The organism is Pseudomonas hydrolytica, assembly GCF_021495345.1.
GTDB lineage: Bacteria > Pseudomonadota > Gammaproteobacteria > Pseudomonadales > Pseudomonadaceae > Aquipseudomonas > Aquipseudomonas hydrolytica.
Genome location: NZ_CP099397.1, coordinates 5,105,756 through 5,123,557, shown reverse-complemented (window position 1 = coordinate 5,123,557; position 17,802 = coordinate 5,105,756). Strand labels below are relative to the sequence as shown.

General features: G+C 67.3%; 16 protein-coding genes. 6 read left to right on the top strand and 10 right to left on the bottom strand.

The genetic code is table 11. From position 1 onward, the window contains the following. Nucleotides 1–22 precede the first annotated feature (22 nt). A complete protein-coding gene (locus L1F06_RS24130) occupies nt 23–670 on the top strand; it encodes an HAD family hydrolase (RefSeq protein ID WP_003241119.1) in 648 nt (215 codons plus the stop codon). Nucleotides 671–753: 83 nt separating this feature from the next. Here L1F06_RS24130 and L1F06_RS24125 read toward each other — a convergent pair whose 3' ends face one another. Both L1F06_RS24125 and L1F06_RS24120 read right to left on the bottom strand, forming a co-directional pair. Next, nucleotides 754–984, bottom strand: coding sequence for a DUF1161 domain-containing protein (locus L1F06_RS24125; RefSeq protein ID WP_012020203.1), 231 nt, complete (start codon nt 982–984; stop codon nt 754–756). Nucleotides 985–1,047: 63 nt separating this feature from the next. Continuing rightward, entirely contained in the window at nt 1,048–2,109 is a 1,062-nt protein-coding gene (locus L1F06_RS24120) for an aminopeptidase (protein WP_129483780.1), read from the bottom strand. Between the two features lie 85 nt (nt 2,110–2,194). Here L1F06_RS24120 and L1F06_RS24115 point away from each other — a divergent pair, with 85 nt between their 5' ends. After that, entirely contained in the window at nt 2,195–2,614 is a 420-nt protein-coding gene (locus L1F06_RS24115; RefSeq protein WP_129483779.1) for a PA0061/PA0062 family lipoprotein, read from the top strand. A 20-nt stretch (nt 2,615–2,634) separates the two neighbouring features. Here the strand turns inward: L1F06_RS24115 and L1F06_RS24110 are convergent, their stop codons facing one another. The 6 genes from L1F06_RS24110 to L1F06_RS24085 all read right to left on the bottom strand — a co-directional run bounded on the left by L1F06_RS24110 (nt 2,635) and on the right by L1F06_RS24085 (nt 8,517). Then, a complete protein-coding gene (locus L1F06_RS24110; protein ID WP_096825197.1) occupies nt 2,635–3,060 on the bottom strand; it encodes an OsmC family protein in 426 nt (141 codons plus the stop codon). An 80-nt stretch (nt 3,061–3,140) separates the two neighbouring features. Next, complete coding sequence (locus L1F06_RS24105) at nt 3,141–4,142, bottom strand: LLM class flavin-dependent oxidoreductase (protein ID WP_129483778.1); 1,002 nt, start codon at nt 4,140–4,142, stop codon at nt 3,141–3,143. 247 nt (nt 4,143–4,389) lie between these two features. Further along, nucleotides 4,390–6,633, bottom strand: coding sequence for a putative bifunctional diguanylate cyclase/phosphodiesterase (locus L1F06_RS24100; RefSeq protein WP_129483777.1), 2,244 nt, complete (start codon nt 6,631–6,633; stop codon nt 4,390–4,392). Nucleotides 6,634–6,777: 144 nt separating this feature from the next. Continuing rightward, nucleotides 6,778–7,095: a hypothetical protein gene (locus L1F06_RS24095; RefSeq protein ID WP_096825200.1), complete on the bottom strand. Its 318-nt coding sequence runs from the start codon at nt 7,093–7,095 to the stop codon at nt 6,778–6,780. Nucleotides 7,096–7,165: 70 nt separating this feature from the next. Further along, complete coding sequence (locus tag L1F06_RS24090; RefSeq protein WP_012020196.1) at nt 7,166–7,486, bottom strand: antibiotic biosynthesis monooxygenase family protein; 321 nt, start codon at nt 7,484–7,486, stop codon at nt 7,166–7,168. Nucleotides 7,487–7,488: 2 nt separating this feature from the next. Continuing rightward, on the bottom strand, nt 7,489–8,517 hold the full coding sequence (locus tag L1F06_RS24085) for an AraC family transcriptional regulator (protein WP_129483776.1): 1,029 nt from the start codon (nt 8,515–8,517) through the stop codon (nt 7,489–7,491). 172 nt (nt 8,518–8,689) lie between these two features. Here L1F06_RS24085 and L1F06_RS24080 point away from each other — a divergent pair, with 172 nt between their 5' ends. The 3 genes from L1F06_RS24080 (at nt 8,690) to L1F06_RS24070 (ending at nt 13,974) form a co-directional block, all read left to right on the top strand. Next, complete coding sequence (locus L1F06_RS24080) at nt 8,690–9,661, top strand: TAXI family TRAP transporter solute-binding subunit (RefSeq protein ID WP_003241105.1); 972 nt, start codon at nt 8,690–8,692, stop codon at nt 9,659–9,661. A 118-nt stretch (nt 9,662–9,779) separates the two neighbouring features. Continuing rightward, nucleotides 9,780–12,338, top strand: coding sequence for a TRAP transporter permease (locus L1F06_RS24075; RefSeq protein ID WP_129483775.1), 2,559 nt, complete (start codon nt 9,780–9,782; stop codon nt 12,336–12,338). Between the two features lie 130 nt (nt 12,339–12,468). Beyond that, nucleotides 12,469–13,974, top strand: a complete 1,506-nt coding sequence (locus L1F06_RS24070; RefSeq protein ID WP_003241103.1) for a hypothetical protein — start codon at nt 12,469–12,471, stop codon at nt 13,972–13,974. Nucleotide 13,975: 1 nt separating this feature from the next. Here the strand turns inward: L1F06_RS24070 and L1F06_RS24065 are convergent, their stop codons facing one another. After that, nucleotides 13,976–15,616: a Na/Pi cotransporter family protein gene (locus tag L1F06_RS24065; RefSeq protein ID WP_096825205.1), complete on the bottom strand. Its 1,641-nt coding sequence runs from the start codon at nt 15,614–15,616 to the stop codon at nt 13,976–13,978. 126 nt (nt 15,617–15,742) lie between these two features. Further along, nucleotides 15,743–16,873 carry a PilT/PilU family type 4a pilus ATPase gene (locus L1F06_RS24060; protein ID WP_129483774.1) on the bottom strand — a complete coding sequence of 377 codons (1,131 nt, stop codon included), beginning with the start codon at nt 16,871–16,873 and terminating at the stop codon, nt 15,743–15,745. 190 nt (nt 16,874–17,063) lie between these two features. Between L1F06_RS24060 and L1F06_RS24055 the strand changes: the two genes are divergently transcribed. Further along, entirely contained in the window at nt 17,064–17,642 is a 579-nt protein-coding gene (locus L1F06_RS24055) for a substrate-binding periplasmic protein (protein WP_252576701.1), read from the top strand. Nucleotides 17,643–17,802: the final 160 nt, after the last annotated feature.

The following is a 17,802-nucleotide window of genomic DNA, read 5'->3' as shown; positions in this document are numbered from 1 at the left end:
CCGCTGGCTAACAGGCTTTGTCATGCATCACGCGTCCATCCTCTTCGATCTCGACGGCACCCTCACCGATCCGCGCGAGGGCATCACCCGCTCGGTGCAGTACGCGCTGGCCAAGCTGGGCATCGACGAGCCGGATCTGACGGCGCTGGAACACTTCATCGGCCCGCCCCTGTTGCAGTGCTTCATGGCTACTTACGCGCTGGACGAAGCCACCGGCTGGCAGGCGGTGAACCATTACCGCGAGCGCTTCAAGGTCACCGGGTTGTACGAGAACCGCCTGTTCGATGGGGTCGATGCCCTGCTGCAGGGGTTGGTGGCGCAGGGGCGCACCCTGTACATCGCCACCAGCAAACCGACGGTGTTCGCCGAGGAAATCGCCCGGCATTTCGGTTTCGACCGCTACTTCAAGCGCATCTACGGCAGCGAGCTGGACGGCACCCGCACCAACAAGGTGGAGCTGCTGGCGCATCTGCTGGAGTGCGAGCGGCTGGCGCCGGAATCGGCATTGATGATCGGCGATCGCAAGCACGACCTGATCGGGGCTCGCCAGAACGGCTTGCAGGCGGTGGCGGTTGGCTATGGCTTCGGTAGCCGCGAGGAGCTACTCGGCGAGGCGCCGGCCTTTCATTTCGAGACGCTGGAAGAGATGCACCGGGCATTCATCCGCTAGGGGCTGTAGGAGCGAGCCGTGCTCGCGTATGTCGCCAGGCGAAAGCTTCGCGAACAGGCCCGCTCCTACAGGGAAGTGGCGTATTAGCCGTTGCGTTGGTAGATGATCTTCTTGCTGCCGCCATCGCAGCTGCCGACCACCATGCTCTGGTCCTGTACTTCGTCGTTGGGCACGATTTCCAGTGTGTAGCTGCGCACGTTGTTGGCCTGGATCTTCACTTCGATTTCATCCTTGAGCTCTTCGCAGGGTTTGGGTGCGGCCAGCGCACCGCCGGCGAGGAGCATCAGGGCCAGGGTGGGAATCAGTCGTTGCATCGCTTGTACCTCCGGTGTTGGGCGAAACCTGAATAGGTAGGACTGGCAATTGGCCAAGCAGTTCTAGTCGTTTTGCATGAGGCTGGCCAATGCGGCCCGACGATCTGCCTCCGGCAGCCGACCCAGGGCGGCGACGGCCTCGTAGAAGCGCGGCCAGTCCTGCCCGCTGCGCGCGAACAGGGTGGCGAAGGCTGGCACCCACTGGTCGTAGAGGCCGAAGGGCAGCAGTTTGGCATTGTTCAGCGGGCTTTCGATCCAGGCGTCATAGCGGCCCTGGCCGCCCCATTCGCGCTGGCGCAGGGCGCGATAATCCTGGCGCAGGCGCTCGAACTCGGCCTGCTTGGCCGCGCGCATCTCGCGCGGCGGCAGGTCGCTGGCATAGAGCCGGCTCAGGCGCTCGCGGCTGGCCAGCACCAGCTCGACGAACTGCTGGCGCTGGCGGTCATCACTGGCGGTAGCCGTTTCGCCGCGTGCGGCGTGCCACTGACGCAGCCCCTCGCGCTCGACGAAGGTGGCGAAGGATTCGTTGAAGGCGGTATCGCCCGGCAGGTAGTACTGCTGGTGCGCCAGCTCGTGGATGATCACCGCCACCAGGCGCTCGTCGCTCCAGCGCAGCATGGTGTTGAGCAGCGGGTCGTCGAACCAGCCCAGGGTGGAATAGGCCTCCACGCCGCCGATGTGGGTATCCAGCCCGCGCTGGCGCAGCAGCGCGGCGGCGCCACGGGCACGGCCCTGCTGGTAATAGCCGCGGTAGGCGACGCAGCCGGCGATGGGAAAGCAGTGCAGCTCGGGCTCGAGGGAAAACTCCGGGGTGGCGAAGACGTTCCACACCACGAACGGCCGGCCGATATCGGCGTACAGGCGATAGCTGCGGTTGTTCGGCAGATGCAGGCTGGCGCTGGCGAACTCGCGGGCCTGCCCGGCCAGGGCCAGGCGCCTGGCCAGTTGCGGATCGGTGGCGGGGTCGGCGATCAGGCGTTCGACCGGCTGCCGCGCCCTGAGCAGCTGCCACTGGCCCTGGCCGAGATGGGCATAGTAATCCAGCGTCGAGCAGCCGCTTGAGGCCAGGCCGAGCAGGACGAGCGCCAGACGGTGTAGGAGAGAGGAGGGCAGGGAGCTGAGCATGGCGCCACGCTACCTGATCGCCGCGGCTGCCTCCAGCCCCGGATAGAGGTAGTCTAGAGACTCACGTCACCGCCTGGAGATCGCCATGCGTGCCCTGCTTCTTGCCGCCTTGCTGCTGCTCGGCGCCTGCGCCTCGCCCCTGCCGCAACCCGATCCGCGGCAGGCCTGGATCGATCTGTACGCGCCGGCCGGCGAGCTGTTGATGGCCGACCGTGTGGACCGCAAGCGCTGGCCCGACGGCCGCTACTTTCAGGTTGCCCCGGGTGCCCGCGAATTGCTGGTGCGCCTGCAGTTCGAGGCCCACCGTGGCGGCGGCATGGGCATCAACAGCGAACCGCTGCAGCTGACCTGCGAGCTGCGGCTGCGTTACGACCAGTTTCAGGCCGGCCAGCGTTACCGCGTGGAGGCCCGCTCCCTGGCGATGAGCGCCCAGGGCTGGCTCTACGACGATCAGCGCAACGTGCTGGCGCGGGCCAAGGTGATGCGCTGCGGCACGGCAATCTAGGGCGCGCTCGATACGGCGTCTTAGCTGTCCAGCACCGCTTCCAGGGTGATCTTGGCGTTCAGCACCTTGGATACCGGGCAGCCGGTCTTGGCGGTTTCCACCGCCTTTTCGAAGGCGGCGCGCTCGGCGCCAGGAATCTTCGCGCGCAGCGACAGGTGCACGGCGCTGATTTCGAAACCGCCATCCACCTTGTCCAGGGTCACTTCGGCCTTGGTGTCGATGCGCTCGGCGGTCATCCCGGCATCACCCAGCTCCTTGGACAGGGCCATGGAGAAGCAGGCGGCATGGGCCGCGCCGATCAGTTCCTCGGGGTTGGTGCCGGGCTGATCGGTGAAGCGGGTGTTGAAACCGTAGGGGGTGTCGTTGAGCACGCCGCTCTGGCTGGAGATGCTGCCCTGGCCGTCCTTGATGCCGCCTTGCCAGCGGGCCGATGCTGTCTTTTTCATTTCGCTCTCCCGTTATCAACCAGGCCGCCGATCTGACGGCCCTGTGCATTGAGAGGGCGCTGGCGCGCGCAAGTTCGACCTCAGCCGCGTTGCAGCTCGGCAAGGATGTCGAAGGCGTGCAGGCGGTCGGCGAAGTCGTACATGTCGCAGGTGAAGATCAGCTCGTCCGCCTCGGTCTGCTCCAGCAGCTGTTCCAGACGCGCGCGCACGGTCTGCGGTCCGCCGATGGCGGCCAGGCCGAGAAACTCGCTGACGGCCTGGCGCTCGTGCGGCAGCCACAGACCCTCCATGCTCGCCACCGGCGCCCGTTGCACCAGGCTGTGGCCGCGCACCAGCGCGAGGATGCGCTGGAACGACGAGGTGGCAAGGTAGTGCGCCTGCTCGTCGCTGTCGGCCGCCAGCAGCGGCACGCCGAGCATCACGTAAGGCTTGTCCAGTACCGCGGAAGGCTTGAAGTGGTTGCGGTAGATGCGGATCGCCTCGTGCAGGTAGCGCGGTGCGAAGTGTGAGGCGAAGGCGTAGGGCAGCCCTTTGATCCCGGCCAGCTGAGCGCTGAACAGGCTGGAGCCGAGCAGCCAGATCGGCACGTTGCTGCCGGCACCGGGCATGGCGATCACCCGCTGGCCTTCCTGGCGCGGGCCCAAGTAGGCCTGCAGCTCCTCGACGTCATTGGGGAAATCCTCGGCGCTGCCGTCGCGGCTGCGGCGCAGGGCATGAGCGGTGTACTGGTCGGCGCCGGGCGCGCGGCCCAGGCCGAGGTCGATGCGCCCGGGGTAGAGCGTGGCCAGGGTGCCGAACTGCTCGGCGATCACCAGCGGTGCGTGGTTGGGCAGCATTACCCCGCCGGCGCCGAGGCGGATGCTCGAGGTGCCGGCGGCCAGGTAGCCGATCAGCACGGCGGTGGCCGAGCTGGCGATGCCATCCATGTTGTGGTGCTCGGCCACCCAGAAGCGTTCGAAGCCGAGGCTTTCCACATGCCGGGCCAGCGCCAGCGAATTGTGCAGGGCCTGCGCGGCGTCGCCGTCGTCGCGAATCGGCGCCAGGTCGAGGGTGGAGAGCTTGATGGAGGCCAGTCGGCTCATGGGGAGTCTCCTCGTTGCGTGGCCGGCTACTCTAACCCCTCGGGTCGAGGCTGAGCACGCGGCGCACGGGCATAGTCATAATCGATGCGGCTGATGCGCGCAGAGGCACTGTGATGGCTGTGCGCGCTGGCCTCGGTGGTACCTGCGCAAGCCTGGCGGTTGCGTTGGATGGTTCTGCTTATCGACCGCACTGGAGATCTGGATGTTCACATGTCGCTGATCCGGCCCCGCTGGGGGATGCCATGCGTTAGCGCACCGCCTGCGGCAACGCGTCCAAGCGGCACCAGAGCCCGTCGAAGCAGTCCTCGCCGCTGAACAGGCGTTGCAGATCGTCGGGCGAGCGTGGCCGACTGAACCAGTAGCCCTGGGCGTAAAGGCAGCCTTCGCGGCCGAGGAAGTCGATCTGCGCCTGCTGCTCGACGCCTTCGGCCACCACCGTCAGGCCCAGGCTGTGGCCGAGGCCGATGATCGCCCGGCTGATGGCCAGCGACTCGGCGTCCTGCGGCGTGCCGGCGATGAAGCTCTTGTCCACCTTGATAATGTGCAGCGGAAAGCGCTTGAGATAGCCGAGCGAGGAGTAGCCCGTGCCGAAGTCGTCCAGCGCCAGCTGCACGCCGAGGCTGGCCAGCTCGCGCAGGCAGGCGAGGTTCTGCGCGCTGTCCTGCATCAGCTGGCTCTCGGTGATCTCCAGCACCAGGCTGGCCGCGGGCAGGCCGGTTTCCCGCAGCACGTCGGCGACCCGTGCGGCGAAATCGCCCTGCTGCAGCTGGCGACTGGACAGATTGACCGAGCAGCGCAGCTGCGTCTGGCCGGCCAGCTGCCAGGCGCGCACCTGGGTGCAGGCCTGACGCAGCACCCAGTCACCGACGGCAAGGATTTCCCCGGATTCCTCCAGGCAGGGGATGAACTCCAGCGGCGAAATCTCGCGCCCGTCGTGTTGCCAGCGCAGCAGCGCCTCGACCCCCATCAGCACCGGCTGGCCCTGGTCAAGGCGGCAGATCGGTTGATACACCAGACGCAGTTCGCCGCAGCTGCAGGCCTGGGCCAGCGCGTTCTGCAGCTCCAGCTGGCGCTGTGCCTGTTGCTGCAGCTCGCTGCTGTAGCGGGCGAACTGCGCCTTGCCGGCGCTCTTGGCGCGATACAGCGCCAGATCGGCGGCCTGCAGCGGGTCGAGCGGATGGCCGCGCTCCTGCAGGGCGGCGATGCCGATGCTGGCGGTGACCGCGAGCGTCTGTTCCTGCAGGCGCAGGGGCGGGTGCAGGCTGTCGAGCATGCGCTGGGCCACGCGCTCGGCGTCGCCCATGCAGGCGAGGTCGTCGAGCAGGGCGACGAACTCGTCGCCGCCGAAACGGGCCAGATGGTCGCCGGGACGCAGGCAGTGGCTGAGACGTTCGGCGACCTCCACCAGCACGCTGTCACCGATCTGGTGGCCGAGGCTGTCGTTGATCAGCTTGAAACGATCGAGGTCGATGAACAGCAGCGCGGCTTCGCGGGCTCCGGGGCGCTGCTGGCGCTGCAGCGCCTGCTGCAGCAGTTCGCCCAGACGCGCGCGGTTGGCCAGCCCGGTGAGCGGATCGTGGCGGGCGGCGTGATGCAGCTGCTCCTGGGCGGCGCGGCGCTGGCTGATGTCGCTCTGCGAGCCGGCGATGCGCCGCACCCCGCCGCTGCAGGTTTCCGCCACGCCGCGCACCAGCACCCACAGGTAGCTGCCGTCGCGGCGGCGAATGCGGTACTCGTGGTGCAGGGTCGGGCTGAGGCCGCGCAGGTGGTTGTCGATGGCCTGGCGCAGGCCGGGCAGGTCGTCGCCGTGCACGCGGCTGAACCAGCTGCGGCTGGTCGGCGCCAGGCTGTCGCGGTCAAGGCCGAGCATGCTGGTCCAGCGCTCGGAGAGGTACAGCTGGTCCTGCTCCAGCTGCCATTCCCAGAGGCCGTCGTTGGCCCCGCGCATGGCTCGCGCATAGCGCGCCTCGCTGTCCTGCAGCGCTTTGCGCTGCGCCGCGCCGTAGCTGTCCAGGGCCAGGCCGATGTCGAAGAACACCTTCTTGATCAGGCTGGCAAAGCAGTCGCTCGCCGGCGATGGTTCGAGCAGGGCCTCGAGCATCCCGTCCAGGTACATGCGGTACGCGCCGAGGTACCACTTCAGGTCGACGCCGACATGCTGGTGCACCCAGCCAATGCGCAGGCGCTCGAGCACGTAGGCCTGGTCCAGCGGGCTGTGCCACAGGCGCCGGTAATAGTCGCACTGGCTGTGCTTGAGGCGTGCGGTGGTTGCCGGGTCGTCGAGGATGGCAGCCGGGGCGGGATACTGGGCGAGACGCTCGTAGAGGGCGTCGATGAACTGCCGGTTGGCGCGTTCCAGGCGCGGGGCATGGCGGGCCAGGCGTTCGTTGTCGATCTGGCTCCAGTCGAGAAAGCGCTGGCGCTGGCTCAGCTCGTGCGGGTCCGGTGCGATGTGTTGGAGCAGCTCTTGGAATTCTTCTTCGTTGCCCATGTCAGCCTCATGCTTTTCTTCGGCGCAAAAAAAAGCGCCGCGGCGCGCCATCCCGAGTGGATGGCGAGCTGCGGCGCTCTGTCTTGCAGGCCCTGTGTCCTGCCCGGCAAAGCCGGTCTCCGCGTGTGGCGGAACCTACTGCGGCTAGCTTTTACCGCAATTGTCGGGGGCGGACAACTCTTCCAGCAGCAGGCTCAGGCGCTTGCGCAGCTCGGCCAGCTGGGCGGATTTGAAGGCGTGGCGGCTGCGTTCGAGCACGTGCACGGCTTCGTCCAGGCTGGCCTGCACGTGCCCCAGGCGGTCGGCGGGCAAGGGTTGCAGCCAGTGGCACAGGGCGCGCTGGCTGCAGTCGTCCAGGGTGTCGACGATGCGGCAGCGCGGCGCCTGGAGACGCAGCAACTGAGTGACCCGTTGAGACGACTCGGGATCCGGCAGGCTGAGCAGCAGGTGGGTGCGAGGCATGAGGAACGTCACTGCGTGGCTATTGGCCATCAATGCTAGTGGGCATGCCGCGCAGGGATATTGACCGGTGTCAGTCCAGACCGTAGTCGCGTTCGACCCGCGCGATGCGCAGGCGAAACCCGCTGTACCAGCGCGCCCGGCCCAGGCGCTGGGCCTCGCGGTGCTCGGCGTTGGCCTTCCAGGCGGCGATGGCGTCCAGGTCGCGCCAGTAGGAGACCGTGATACCCAGCCCCTCGCGCGCCGATTCGGCGCCGAGAAAGCCCGGCTGCTCGGCCGCCAGTTCGACCATGCGGCTGGCCATGGCGGCGTAGCCTTCGCTGTCATCGCCGAGGGTCGAGGTGAAGATCACCGCGTAGTAGGGCGGCTCGGGTGTATCGGCGAAAGGGGTCATGGTTAGGCATCACTCGCTTGTTGGGCGCGGTACTCGCCGGGGGTCAGGCCGGTCCACTGGCGAAAGGCGCGAAAGAACACGCTGGGTTCGGAATAGCCGAGCAGCAGGGCGATCTCCGCCGCCGGCAGGCGGCCCTCGCGCAGGTAGCGTTCGGCCAGTTGGCGGCGGGTGTCGGCGAGCAGCTGCTGATAGCTGCAACCCTCCTCGGCCAGACGCCTTTGCAGGGTGCGTTCGCTCAGGTGCAGGGCACGGGCCAGCTGCGCGCGGTCCGGCTCGCCATGGGCCAGCTGTTCGCCGAGCAGGCCGATCACCCGAGCACTCAGGCTGGCGCTGGGCAGGCGGGCCAGCAGGGCTTCGGCATGCTGGCGCAGCAACTGCTGCAGGGGCGGGTTGGCCGGGATCAGCGGAGCGTCGCCAAGGGCGCGGGGCAGGGCGATGGCGTAGTCGGCCGCGGCAAAGCGTAGCGGGCAGGCGAACACGCTCCGGTACGGCGCGAGATCGCTCGGTGCGGCGTGGCGGAACTGCACGCCGAGCAGATGAAAGTCGTCTAGCAGCGGAGCCATCATCCGCACCCAGCAGGCCATCATCGCCAGCACCCGCATGCGCGTGGCCGGGTGCTGCGGGTGCAGCGGGCTGTAGAGCAGCGTCAGTCGGTCGTCCTGTTGCTCGACGCGCAGCTCGCCGCCTTCGCCGACCAGGCGCTGATAGCGCTGCGCCGCATTCAGGGCATCGCCGAGGGTGGCGCTGCTCTGCAGCAGGTAGTTGAGCACGCTGAACGGGCCCGGTGTCAGGTTGCAGCCCAGCAGCAGACCGGGCTCGGGATGCTGCAGGCGTGCGCTGAGCGCGCACCACAGCGCCTCCTGAGCGGTAAAGGGCACGCGCGCATCGGGGTCGGCCAACTGGCTTTCGCCCAGGCCGCAGGCGCTCAGCAGCGCCTGGCGTTCGAGGCCGAGGCGCCCGGCGGCATGCAGGATGGCCTGGGTCAGGCTGGCGCTGACCGAGGCCTGCGCGGTGTCATGGAGGGCGGGCATGCGCCGATTCTGCCCAATGGCACGGGCCGGCGATAGCGCTGGCTTCCACACAAGGCGTTACGACCGCTTGGTCATCAGTGCTCGCATATTCGGCGCGAGCGGTTAGACTTCCCACCCGGACGTCGCTCACAAGGCGCGCTCGCTCTAAAACAACAGAAAAAGGAGATATCCCATGAAAGGCAAATCCTTGGCATGGGTTCTGTCTGCCGCGCTCGCGGGTACTACCCTCGGTGGCATGGCACAGGCCGAAGACAAATTCGTCACCATTGGCACCGGCGGCCAGACCGGCGTCTACTACGTGGCCGGCCAGTCCATCTGCCGCTTCCTCAACCGCGGCTCGGCCGAACACGGCATCAAGTGCAACGCGCCTGCCAGCGGCGGCGGCGTGGCCAACGTCAACGGCATTCGCAGCGGTGAGTTCAACTTCGGCATCATGCAGTCGGACCACCAGTACAAGGCGCTCAACGGCGCGGCTCCGTTCGAGGCCGAAGGCGCGATGAGCGACATCCGCGCGGTGTTCTCGCTGCAGAGCGAGGTGTTCACCATCCTCGCCCGTCGTGACGCCAAGATCGCCAGCTTCGACGATCTCAAAGGCAAGCGCGTCAACGTCGGCAACCCGGGCTCGGGTCAGCGCGACACCCTGGAAGAGATCATGGCCGTCAAGGGCTGGGACCGTTCCGCCTTCGCCCTCGCCGCCGAGCTCAAGCCGGCCGAGCAGGCCAGCGCCCTGGGCGACAACAACATCGACGCCATGACCTACTTCGTCGGTCATCCCAATGGCGCGATCCAGGAAGCCACCACCACCACCGACGCCGTTCTGGTACCGGTGACCGGCGCCGAGATCGACAAGCTGCTGGCCGAGAAGAGCTACTACACCAAGGCCGACATCCCCGGTGGCCTGTACAAGGGCAACGACCAGCCGACCCCGTCGATCGGCGGCAAGGCCGTGCTCTCCACCTCGGCCAAGGCCGACCCGGAAGTGGTCTACCAGCTGGTCAAGTCGGTGTTCGACAACATCGAGCGCTTCAAGCGTCTGCACCCGGCCTTCGCCAACCTGAAGGAAGAGGAAATGATCAAGGTCGGCCTGACTGCGCCCCTGCATGAAGGCGCCGAGCGCTACTACAAGGAGCGCGGCTGGCTGTAAGCCGCAGGGCCGCGGCGCTGCCGCGGCCGCCTTGCACTACGCTTGAGTTGAGCAGCCCGCGCGCCGCAAGGCCGCGGGCTTTGCTGTTCGCTGATTTCTCCAATGCAGGTTTCAATCCATGCCTGACAAGCAACTTTCCACCGAGGAACTGATCGCCCAGGACGTTGGCGCGCGCACGCCCGTCGGCGCCATGGCCCAGGTGATCGCCGGCCTGGCCTTGCTCTGGTCGCTGTTCCAGCTGTGGATCGCCTCGCCGCTGCCCTTCGTGTTCGGCTTCGGCGTGTTCAACGACACCCAGACCCGCGCCATCCACCTGACCTTCGCCCTGCTGCTGGCCTTCCTCGCCTACCCGGCATTCAGGAAGTCGCCGCGCGATCGCGTGCCGCTGCTGGATATCGCCCTCGGCCTGATCGCCGCCGCCTGCTCGGCCTACCTGTTCGTGATGTACCAGCAACTGGCGATGCGCCCGGGCAGCCTGACCACCACCGATCTGGTCACCGCCTGCATCGGCATCCCACTGCTGCTGGAAGCCACCCGCCGCGCGCTCGGCCCGGCTCTGGCAGTGATCGCCCTGGTGTTTCTCGTCTACAGCCTGGCCGGCCCCTGGATGCCCGGCATGCTGGCGCACCGTGGGGTGAGCCTGAATGCGCTGGCCAATCACCAGTGGATCACCACCGAAGGGGTGTTCGGCATCGCCCTCGGCGTGTCCACCAGCTTCGTCTTCCTCTTCGTATTGTTTGGCGCCCTGCTCGAGCGGGCCGGCGCCGGGCACTATTTCATCCAGCTGGCCTTCAGCCTGCTCGGCCACCTGCGCGGCGGCCCGGCCAAGGCCGCCGTGGTGGCCTCGGGCATGACCGGGCTGATCTCCGGCTCGTCGATCGCCAACACCGTGACCACCGGCACCTTCACCATCCCGATGATGAAGCGCACCGGCTTCTCGTCGGAGAAGGCCGGCGCGGTGGAGGTGGCCTCCTCGGTCAACGGCCAGATCATGCCGCCGGTGATGGGCGCCGCCGCCTTCCTCATGGTCGAGTACGTCGGCATCCCCTACATCGAGGTGATCAAGCACGCCTTCCTGCCGGCGCTGATTTCCTATATCGCGCTGATCTACATCGTCCACCTGGAGTCGATGAAGCTCGGCCTCAAGCCTATTGGCGGTCATCAGCCCAAGCCCTGGCTGCGCCGCCTGACCGGCTTCGCCTTCGGCGCGGCGCTGATCAGCGGCCTGTCGCTTGGCGTCTACTACGGCCTCGGCTGGCTCAAGCCGGCCCTTGGCGACGCCGCCATGTGGGTCATCGGCGCACTGCTGGCGGCGGTGTACGTCGGCCTGCTGAAGATCGCCGCGAGCAACCCGCCGCTGCCGCCGGAAGACCCCAACGCGCCGCTGGACCAGCTGCCACAGACGCGTCCGGTGCTGCTCTCCGGCCTGCATTTCCTGCTGCCGGTAGTGGTGCTGGTCTGGTGCCTGATGGTCGAGCGTCTGTCGCCCGGGCTGTCGGCCTTCTGGGGCAGCGTGATGCTGGTGTTCATCCTGCTCACCCAGCGTCCGCTGCTGAGCTGGCTGCGCACCGACGGCAGCCATGACCACGGCAGCTTCAAGGACGGCGTGATCGATCTGCGCGAGGGCCTGATCGCCGGTGCGCGCAACATGATCGGCATCGGTATCGCCACCGCGGCGGCCGGCATCATCGTCGGCGCGGTGTCGCAGACCGGCGTCGGCCTGGTGCTGGCCGATCTGGTCGAGCTGCTGTCGATGGGCAACCTGCTGCTGATGCTGCTGCTCACCGCCTTCCTCAGCCTGATCCTCGGCATGGGCCTGCCGACCACCGCCAACTACATCGTGGTGTCCAGCCTGCTGGCACCGGTGGTGGTGGCGCTGGGTCAGCAGAACGGCCTGATCGTGCCGCTGATCGCGGTGCACCTGTTCGTCTTCTACTTCGGCATCATGGCCGACGTCACCCCGCCGGTGGGGCTGGCCTCGTTCGCCGCCGCGGCGGTGTCCAAGGGCGACCCGATCAAGACCGGGATTATGGCCTTCTACTACAGCCTGCGTACCGCCGCGCTGCCGTTCCTGTTCATCTTCAACACCGACCTGCTGCTGATCAACGTGGACTTCTGGCACGGCGTGCTGATCTTCATCGTGGCGACCATCGCCATGCTGATCTTCGCCGCGGGTACCCAGGGCTTCTTCCTGGTGCGCAGCCGCTGGTACGAGAACATCCTGCTGCTGCTGGTGGCCTTCACCCTGTTCCGTCCGGGGTTCTGGATGGACATGCTGCACGACCCCTACCAGGAAGTGCCGCCCGCGCAGCTGGCGCAGGCGCTCGGTGAGGTGAGCGAGGACAGCCAGCTGCGCCTGCGCGTGCGTGGCGAGGACGCCCTGGGCGATCCGCGCACCTTCACCCTGCTGTTGCCGATCCCCGACGGCGCCACGGGCGAGGAGCGTCTGAGCAAGCTCGGCCTGACCCTGATGGAGGAAGGCGACAAGGTGCTGGTGGACAGCGTGGCGTTCGGCAGCCCGGCCGCCGAGGCGGGTCTGGAGTTCGATCAGCAGATCCTCAGCGTCAAGGCGCCGACCGACCGCTGGGTCAAGGAACTGATGTGGATCCCCGGCTTCCTGCTGTTCGGCCTGATCGTGCTGTTGCAGCGCCGTCGGCAGAGGTCGCAGGTCGCATAAGGCCCATCGTGACCGTGAACAAGGCAGCTTCGGCTGCCTTGTTCGTTTATGGTGCAGCGCCAGGCTGTTGCCCTGCAGCCTGCTAGAATCGCCGGCCTGACCAATCGGACAACAAGGACTCCAGCCAGTCATGTCGACGCCGCGCGTGCATTACCCCTGGTACAAGAAGGAAGACACCGACGCCTTCTTCGCCCTGTTCCAGAACAACATCGCCAACTTCGTGATCATCGCCATCAGCATGCTGGGCATGGGCTTTCCCGCCGAGATCGTGTTCGGCCAGGTGCTGCCCGGTGCGGCGGTGGCGGTGATGGCCGGCAACTTCTACTACGCCTGGAGCGCCGCGCGCCTGGCCCGCCGCGAGAACCGCGCCGACGTCACCGCGCTGTCCTATGGCATCAGCACGCCGGTGATGTTCGTGTTCCTGTTCGGCGTGCTGCTGCCGGCGAAGAACCTTACCGGCGATGCCGAACTGGCGTGGAAGGTGGCCGTGGCCGCCTGCCTGATCAGCGGCGCCATCGAGGCCGCCATCAGCCTGATCGGCGGCTGGGTGCAGAAGCACCTGCCGCGCCCGGCCATGCTCGGCGCGGTAGCCGGCGTGGCGCTGACCTTCATTGCCGGCGAGATGCTGTTCAAGACCCTGGAAATCCCCATGATCGGCCTGCTGGTGCTGGCCATCACCATCGTCGGCCTGGTGGCGCGCATCAGCATGCCGTTTCGCCTGCCGGCCTCGCTGTTCGCTATCGTCGTCGGCACGGCGCTGGCCTATCTGATCGGCGCCGCCGACAGCGGCAAGTTCAGCGACGCCTTCACCCACCTGGGTTTCTATCCGCTGCTGCCCAACCTGGCCTGGTACGAAGGCCTGGGCCTGCTGTTCACCACCATGCTGGCGCTGATGACGGTGATCCTGCCGATCACCCTGTACAACGCCATCGAGACCATGAACAACGTCGAGGCCATGAGCGCCGCCGGTGACAGCTACAGCGTGCGTGAATGCCAGGCGGTGGACGGCTTCGGCACCCTGCTCGGCGCGCTGTTCGGTGGCGTGTTCCCGACCACGGTGTACATCGCCACCGTGGGCTCGAAATGGATGGGCGCCGGGCGCGGCTACAGCCTGCTCAACGGCGCGGTCTACGGCATCGCCACCATGTTCGGCCTGATCGCCTTCATCGCCGCGCTGATCCCGGTTTCGGTGGTGGCGCCGATCCTGGTATTCGTCGGCATGTCGATGATCGCCACCGCCTTCAACAGCAACCAGGCGCGCTACTACCCGGCCGTGGCACTGGCCATGCTGCCGTACTTCGCCAACTACCTGATGACCCGCTTCAATCGCGGTGCGCCGGAGGTGATGCAGGGCATCTCCACGGCCATCGGCGCCCTCGGCCAGGGCGCCATGTTCAGCGCCATCCTGCTGGGCGCCATGTGTGCGGCGGTGATCGATCGTCAGTTCCGCCAGGCCACCACCTTCGCCCTGGTGGCTGCGGCGATGGCCTTCGTCGGCCTGATGCATGCACCGAAGCTGGCCTGGTACGCGGCGCCGGACTTCGTCCACGGCTATCTGCTGATGGCGCTGTTCTTCGCCTGGTACGCCTGGCGCGGGGTGGAGCCGGCAACGCGCGGCAACGCGACCGCCGACTGAACTATTCGCCGCCGTCCAGCTGCAGGGCGCCGGTTTCCTGGCCCTCCAGCACCACGTAGGCGCTGGAGCAGAACAGCGAGTTGAGGCGCTTCATGTCGGCGATCAGTTCCAGGTGCAGCGAGCTGGTCTCGATGCTCTGCACGACTTGACGCTGCAGACGGCCGATATGCGCATGGGCCAGGCGCCGCTCCTGGGCGCGGAAGCGGCGCTTCTCGCGCAACAGCTGGCTGGCGCTGGCGTGATCGGCGCTGAGGAACACGTTCAGACCCAGGCGCAGGTTGGCCATCAGCTGTCCGTGCAGGCTGGTCAGCTCCTCCAGCCCCTTGTCGGAGAAGGCGCGGCGCTGCGCGGTCTTCTCGTTCTGGATCTTGCCGAGCATGCGTTCGATCAGCTCGCCGGCCTGCTCCAGGTTCACCGCCAGCTCGAGCACCTCGGCCCAGCGCCGGCTCTCGTGTTCGCTCATCGCCTCGCGCGGGATCTGCGCCAGGTACAGCTTGACCGCCCGGCACAGGCTGGCGACGTCGTCATTGAGCAGGCGCAGCTCCTTGCTCGCCGCCGGCTGGTTGTGCTCCAGCACCGGCAGCAGGTGGCCGAGCATGGCCTCGATGAGGTCGCCGACGCGCAGGGTTTCGCGCACCGCATTGGCCAGTGCCAGGCTTGGCGTGGCCAGCGCCGTCGGGTCGAGATGGCGCGGCCGGGCGATGCCGCCGTCCTCGGCGCGGTCCGGCATCAGCCAGTTGCAGAAGCGCGCCATCCAGCCCACTGTGGGCAGCATCAGCAGGGCGCGCAAGCCGTTGTAGAGCAGGTGGAAGAAGATCACCAGCTCGGCCGGGCGCCAGTCCAGGCCGTCCAGCCAGTTGGCCAGCGGCTGTAGCACTGGTAGCACCAGCAGCAGGCCGATCAGCTTGTAGATCAGGCTGCCCAGCGCCACGCGACGGCCGGCGGGGTTCTGCAGGCTGCTGGTGAGAAAGGCCAGCAGGCCGCTGCCGATGTTGGCGCCGATCACCAGACCGATGGCCACTGGCAGGCTGATCAGCCCGGCGCCGGCCAGGGTCGCGGTGAGCAGCACGGCGGCCAGGCTGGAGTAGGTGAGCAGGGCGAACAGCGCGCCGACCAGGGCGTCGAGCAGCAGGTCACCGGTCAGCGAGGCGAACAGCACGCGGATGCCGCGCGCCTCGGTGATCGGCGTGGCGGCGGCGACGATCAGCTCCAGCGCCAGCAGCATCAGGCCCAGGCCGATGGCCACGCGACCGAGCTGCCCGGCACGGGTCTGCCGCCGCGAGAGGAAGAAGATCACCCCGAGAAAGATCAGCAGCGGGCTGAGCCAGCTCAGGTTGAGGGTCAGCACCCGCGCCATCAGCGCGGTGCCGACATCGGCGCCGAGCATGATCGCCAGCCCTGGCGCCAGTGCCATCAGGCCCTGGGCGACGAAGGAGGTGACCAGCAGCGCGGTGGCGTTGCTGCTCTGCACCAGCGCGGTGACGCCGATGCCGGCGAGAAAGGCCAGGGGCTGGCGGCCGACGTTGTGGCTGAGGACCTTGCGCAGGTGCGAGCCGTACACCCGCAGGATGCCGGTACGCACGATATGGGTGCCCCACACCAGCAGGGCGATGGCTGACAGCAGATGGAGCAGGGTCAGCATAGGCGGCTCCCCCTTGCGAGCCCGCTGGCGATCCGTGCGGAGCGCGCGCAGCTAGCACAGCCGGCCGGCGAGAAATGTTTTATCCGACCTGTACTTAGCATCGGCCGGAAATCGGCTTTGCGCCAGTCAGCCGTCGCGCAATACCTTGAGTTCGGCGTCGTCGGCCGCGAAGCCGCGCTCGAGCTTGAACTTGAGGCTGAGGTCGGTGCGCGAGTCGGCATACTTGAGCGCCTCGGCCAGACCGATGCGGCCGGCTTCGAGCAGGGCGAACAGGTGCTGATCGAAGGTCTGCAGACCCTGCTCGGCGGCGCGCGCGGTGGCTTCGCGCAACTGCTCGAGCTCGTCGCGCTGGATCAGGTCGCGGATATAGGGCGTGCCGAGCATCAGCTCCACCGCCGCCACACGCTTCTGCGCCAGGCCCGGCACCAAGCGCTGACCGATCACCGCCAGCAGGTTGTGCGCCAGGTCGGCCAGCACCTGCTTGCGCGCCTCGTCGGGAAAGAAGCGCGCGATGCGCTCGGCCGCATGGCTGCTGCTGGTGGCATGCAGCGTGGCCAGGCACAGATGGCCGGTCTCGGCATAGTGCAGGGCGTGCTGCATGGTGGCGGCGTCGCGGATCTCGCCGAGCATGATCACGTCCGGTGCCTCGCGCAGCACGTTGCGCAGGGCGTCGGCGAAGCTGTGGGTATCCAGACCCACCTCGCGCTGGTCGATGATCGAGCGCTGGTGGCTGTGGAGGAACTCGATGGGGTCCTCGATGCAGACGATATGCCCACTCTTGTGGCGGTTGCGAAAATCCAGCATGGCCGCCAGGGTGGTGGACTTGCCCGAGCCGGCGGCGCCGGTGACCAGGATCAGGCCACGGTCCTGCATCGACAGCTTTTCCAGCAGCCTGGGCAGGCCGAGCGCCGCGAAGTCGGGGATCTGGCTCTTGATCAGCCGCACCACCATGGCCACTTCGCCGCGCTGGTAATAGACGTTGACCCGATAGCGCCCGGCACCCTGCAGGCTGACGGCGAGGTTCATCTCCAGGTCGTGCTCGAACTCGGCGATCTGCTTCTGGCTCATCAACTGATAGGCCAGTTGCTGCACCTCGCCGGCCTTGAGCACGCGCTGGCCAACCGCTTGGCTATGACCTTCGACCTTCATGTGCGGCGGCGCGCCGACGCTGAAGAACAGGTCCGAGCCGCCTTGCTGATGCATCAGCTGCAGATAGGGCAGAACGTCGGGGCGTTCGTCTGTTGGCGTATCGTTCATCGTTCCGGCGTCGTCGTTGGTGTTGCAGCAAGGATAGTCGGCGTCCTGGTCATTCGATTGTTCTGTATCAAGATCCTGAGTCGGACGGTCGCCTTTTTTCTTGGCGGGCTGGACAGCCTCGCCAGGGAGGGCAAGAGTCAATGACACGAAGGCAATCGAGCGCCGAAGATGGGAGAAACAGGGTGAGGCATTGGACGGCACTGCTGCTGAGCCTGCTGTGCTGCGCGACGGCGCAGGGCGAGGCCCTGCGGCTGGTGACGGGGACGACTATGCGCCATTCACCGGTAAGGCGCTGCCCGGGCAGGGCATGCTCACGCAGGTGGTGCGCGCGGCGCTTGCCGAGCAGGGCCTGGGCAGCACGCTGGAATGGCTGCCGTGGAATCGAGGCTACCTCAAGACCAGACGCGGCGAATACGACGGCACCTTCCCCTACGTGCGCTCGCCACAGCGCGAGGCGGACTTTCTCTACTCGGCGCCGCTGTACGTCACCGAGCAGCATTTGTTCAGCCGCACCGAGGACCGCATCGAAATCGGCGATCTGCCGGGCCTGGCGGGACGCCGCCTGTGCTACCCGCTCGGTTGGCAGCCGCCCCAGGCGATCCAGGAACTGATCGAGGCAGGGGTGCTTCAGCGCCATTCGCCGCTCGGGCTCAAGGAGTGCGCGCAACTCTTGTTGCTGCAGCGGGACGATCTGTTTCTCGCCGATCGTGGCCTGGGCGAGAGTGCTCTGCGCGCGATCGGTGCCGAGGCCGGCCAGTTTCACCGCTAGACGACGCTGGGCAACAACACCCTGCATTTCATCGTCTCCAGGCGGCACCCGCGCGCCGCGGAGCTGATCGCCCGCTTCGACCGCGGCCTTGCCGCGCTCAAGGCGCGTGGCGAGTATCAGCGGTTGATCGAAAGCAACCTGGAGTAGCGGCGGCGGGGCG

Coding starts and splice junctions, on each gene's coding strand:
- L1F06_RS24130 (WP_003241119.1), top strand. CDS start 23: ATGCATCACGCGTCCATCCTCTTCGATCTCGACGGCACCCTCACCGAT.
- L1F06_RS24125 (WP_012020203.1), bottom strand. CDS start 984: ATGCAACGACTGATTCCCACCCTGGCCCTGATGCTCCTCGCCGGCGGT.
- L1F06_RS24120 (WP_129483780.1), bottom strand. CDS start 2,109: ATGCTCAGCTCCCTGCCCTCCTCTCTCCTACACCGTCTGGCGCTCGTC.
- L1F06_RS24115 (WP_129483779.1), top strand. CDS start 2,195: ATGCGTGCCCTGCTTCTTGCCGCCTTGCTGCTGCTCGGCGCCTGCGCC.
- L1F06_RS24110 (WP_096825197.1), bottom strand. CDS start 3,060: ATGAAAAAGACAGCATCGGCCCGCTGGCAAGGCGGCATCAAGGACGGC.
- L1F06_RS24105 (WP_129483778.1), bottom strand. CDS start 4,142: ATGAGCCGACTGGCCTCCATCAAGCTCTCCACCCTCGACCTGGCGCCG.
- L1F06_RS24100 (WP_129483777.1), bottom strand. CDS start 6,633: ATGGGCAACGAAGAAGAATTCCAAGAGCTGCTCCAACACATCGCACCG.
- L1F06_RS24095 (WP_096825200.1), bottom strand. CDS start 7,095: ATGCCTCGCACCCACCTGCTGCTCAGCCTGCCGGATCCCGAGTCGTCT.
- L1F06_RS24090 (WP_012020196.1), bottom strand. CDS start 7,486: ATGACCCCTTTCGCCGATACACCCGAGCCGCCCTACTACGCGGTGATC.
- L1F06_RS24085 (WP_129483776.1), bottom strand. CDS start 8,517: ATGCCCGCCCTCCATGACACCGCGCAGGCCTCGGTCAGCGCCAGCCTG.
- L1F06_RS24080 (WP_003241105.1), top strand. CDS start 8,690: ATGAAAGGCAAATCCTTGGCATGGGTTCTGTCTGCCGCGCTCGCGGGT.
- L1F06_RS24075 (WP_129483775.1), top strand. CDS start 9,780: ATGCCTGACAAGCAACTTTCCACCGAGGAACTGATCGCCCAGGACGTT.
- L1F06_RS24070 (WP_003241103.1), top strand. CDS start 12,469: ATGTCGACGCCGCGCGTGCATTACCCCTGGTACAAGAAGGAAGACACC.
- L1F06_RS24065 (WP_096825205.1), bottom strand. CDS start 15,616: ATGCTGACCCTGCTCCATCTGCTGTCAGCCATCGCCCTGCTGGTGTGG.
- L1F06_RS24060 (WP_129483774.1), bottom strand. CDS start 16,873: ATGAACGATACGCCAACAGACGAACGCCCCGACGTTCTGCCCTATCTG.